The organism is Sphingomonas segetis (genome assembly GCF_009720245.1).
Taxonomy (GTDB): Bacteria; Pseudomonadota; Alphaproteobacteria; order Sphingomonadales; family Sphingomonadaceae; genus Sphingomicrobium; species Sphingomicrobium segetis.
This window is the reverse complement of sequence record NZ_WJSQ01000227.1, coordinates 1-2798: the sequence shown is the minus strand read 5'-3', so window position 1 is coordinate 2798 and position 2798 is coordinate 1. Positions and strand designations below refer to the sequence as shown.

3 protein-coding genes are annotated in these 2798 nt (G+C 66.8%); 2 read left to right on the top strand and 1 reads right to left on the bottom strand.

Features of this window, described 5'->3' with window-relative positions; all coding sequences use genetic code 11:
• Together GH737_RS14070 and GH737_RS14065 are read left to right on the top strand one after the other, a co-directional pair.
• The coding region (locus GH737_RS14070) for a L,D-transpeptidase family protein (RefSeq protein ID WP_155265406.1) at nucleotides 1–1304 on the top strand (1304 nt) is incomplete at its 5' end.
• Nucleotides 1305–1404: 100 nt separating this feature from the next.
• Nucleotides 1405–2127, top strand: coding sequence for a hypothetical protein (locus GH737_RS14065; protein ID WP_155265405.1), 723 nt, complete (start codon nucleotides 1405–1407; stop codon nucleotides 2125–2127).
• 127 nt (nucleotides 2128–2254) lie between these two features.
• On the opposite strand, the gene GH737_RS14060 is transcribed toward GH737_RS14065, so the two are convergent.
• Nucleotides 2255–2798: murein L,D-transpeptidase catalytic domain family protein (locus tag GH737_RS14060; RefSeq protein WP_155265404.1), on the bottom strand; the 544-nt coding region annotated here is incomplete at its 5' end.

Genomic DNA, 2798 nt, shown 5'->3' with positions numbered 1-2798 from the left:
CGGCGCTTGCGCAGGTCGCCCCGGCGCGTGCGCCGGTTCGGGCCGCCGCGAAGCCGGCCCCCGCCCCGGAGACGATCGCTCCCGACGACCCGGACTTCGCCCCCGACGAGGCGCAGCCCGAGGCCGCGCCCGCACCGGCGCCGCTGCCGCCGGTCGTGTGGGATGCGATTAGCGCGGAAGACCTTCTTCACTACATTCGCCAGCTCGCCGTCGAGGGCCTCGACCCTGCGGACTATGACCCCGACGGGCTCCAGACCGCGATCGCCGCGGGCGACCCGCTGCTGCTTTCCGCCGCGGCGACTCAGCGCTTCGACGAAGTTTCGTCGGACCTCGCGCTCGGCCATGTGAAGAAGGCGGCGCGGGTCGACTGGTTCATTGTCGACAAGGACCTCGACGAGCAGGCACAGGATACGCTGCTGCGCTCGGCGCTGGCGCGCCGCGACATCGCCGGCACACTCAACGGGTTGCTGCCGACGCACCCGCAATATGCCGCGCTCAAGGCCGCGCTTGCCGTGACTCCGGCGAACGACGTCGCCGAGCGCGACCGCATCCGGCTCAACATGGATCGCTGGCGCTGGTTGCCCCGCGACCTCGGCGACAAGTACATCATCGTCAACGTACCGAGCTTCCACGCGACCCTCGTCGAAGGTGGCGTCAACCGCTGGAAGCACAAGGCGATCGCGGGCAAGGTCTCGACCCCGACGCCGCAGCTGGCCGCGCTCGCCACCGGGGTGATCCTCAACCCGTGGTGGGAGGTGCCTAAGAGCATCGAGAAGGAGGTCGCCGGCAAGAAGGGCTTTGTCGCGGTCAAGAACGACGACGGGACGATCAAGCGCTGGCGGCAGCCGCCGGGGCCGACCAACGCGCTTGGCCAGATCAAGTTTGTGATGCCCAACTCCAAGGCGATCTATCTCCACGACACCAACGCCCGCAGCCGTTTCAACGACAGCGTGCGAGCATTGAGCCACGGCTGCGTCCGGACCCAGCACATCATGGATCTCGCGACCGAGCTGCTCGGCGACGACGGCGGCACCTGGACCCCGGAGAAAATCAAGACCACGCTCGACAGCAAGAAGACCGTGCAGGCCAAATTCGTGAAGCCGCTGCCGGTCTACATCGTCTATTTCAGCCAGGCCGCGCTCGTCGACGGCAAGATCGTCGACTACAGGGACATGTACGGCCGCGATCCCAAGGCGGTGGCGGCGCTCAACATGGATGACGGCGGCGCCAGCCTCGGCAAGCCCAAGCAGGAGGTCGCCGGCCAGGCGAAAGCGAAGCGCAAGGACCAGGTCGCGACGCGATAGACGCACTGTCGCTCCCGCAGGCGGCTTCCCCGCAGATAGCTGTTCCAATGCTCTTATGGTACTTCCCCCGCGCGGGCGACGCGGCGGAACGGAGGGACCCATGGTGCTCCAGCAGCTGAGCGGATGTCCCGTTTACCAGTTCCGGCCCCGCATCTCGTTCGGCAACGATGCCATGATGGCACCCGGCGCCCATGGCGTGCGGGTTCCGCAAGGGTTGTCGGCGACCAGCGTGCGCGAACCGACATTCGTCGATCCGGCCACGATGGTGTCGCTGCTCCGGTCGTCCGGCAGCGGCCACGGCAGCCGTCTCGGCGTGGTCCACGGCCTCACCAGGGCCGAGTTCGCGGTCACTTTCCCCAACCCGTCGCAGCAGTGGCGGCAGGTCCGCTCCAGCGCCGCCTTTCCGCCGTGGCAGTTCCAGGGCGGGGACGTCCTGTTGGACACGAAAGTCACCGTTTACGTGCTCGAGGGCGATCGGCCGCAGGCGGATGACGACCTTACCCGTCAGATTTTCGCGATCATCTTCGAGCACGAGCTGCTCCACGTGCTCGACGAGATCGACATCGTCACCCGCTGGATGGCTGCCGAAGCCTGCAAGGACGACAAGGTGCTCAAATATCTGACCAACGCGCAGCCGGTCGATGACGCGATGTTCCGGTCATGGTTTCGCGGTGACGGCTTCAGCAATTGGCTCAGGGACGGGCTCTGGGCCGCGGAGCACAACCGCCGGAAGGACATCCGCGACGCCGCCCACGAATATGCCGCGCTCCAGACCCGCATCGACGACCTGCGCATCCAGATCACCAATCGTCCGTCGCAATGAAGGTGACCGCCGGGGCGCCCAAACCGGCCGACGGACATGAAAAGGGCCGCTCGAGGCGGCCCTTTGAACTCGGTGGTGATGAAGCGGCTGCACCAGCTTCCGGCGCAACGGTCCCCCGGACAGTCGCTTATGCGAGCTTGTCGGCGTAGATCATCCTTCCGCCGGCGAGCTTGCGCATCACCTCGTACTGGCTCTTCCTGGGCATTGCGAAGCAGCCTTCCGAGCGGCCGAGCATGCCGTGCTGCGCGATCATCTCGGGCTCGGCGTACCAGGCATTGTGGATGACGATCGCGCGCGGCTCGGCATTGTTGTTGGTCCAGTCGAGCCCGCGGACGCGCAGCGAAAGGCCGTACTTGCCGTGATAATATTCGTCGGTGACGTAGGTGCCTTCCGACGTCGCGTAGCTTCCGAAATCGTTGCTGAAGCGCTGCAGGAAGCCCGAGTGGGCGGGGTCGGAACCGCGGCCGTGGGCGACGAGATGGCTCTCGACGGTGCCGTTCTGAAGATTCACGACGTGGAAGCGAGCCTCGCGCGATTCCTTCGAGAAATCGGCGATTCCGATCGAATCGCGGGCCCAGATGCGGTGCTGGTCGAGGGCCGCCTTGGCGCGGGCGAACAGCTGCGCGTCGATGCCGATCGGCGCGGCCGGCGCCGCGATCGGCTGGGCCGGG

Excerpts from the sequence above, each read along its gene's own strand:
- GH737_RS14065 (WP_155265405.1), top strand. The coding sequence starts at position 1,405 with ATGGTGCTCCAGCAGCTGAGCGGATGTCCCGTTTACCAGTTCCGGCCC.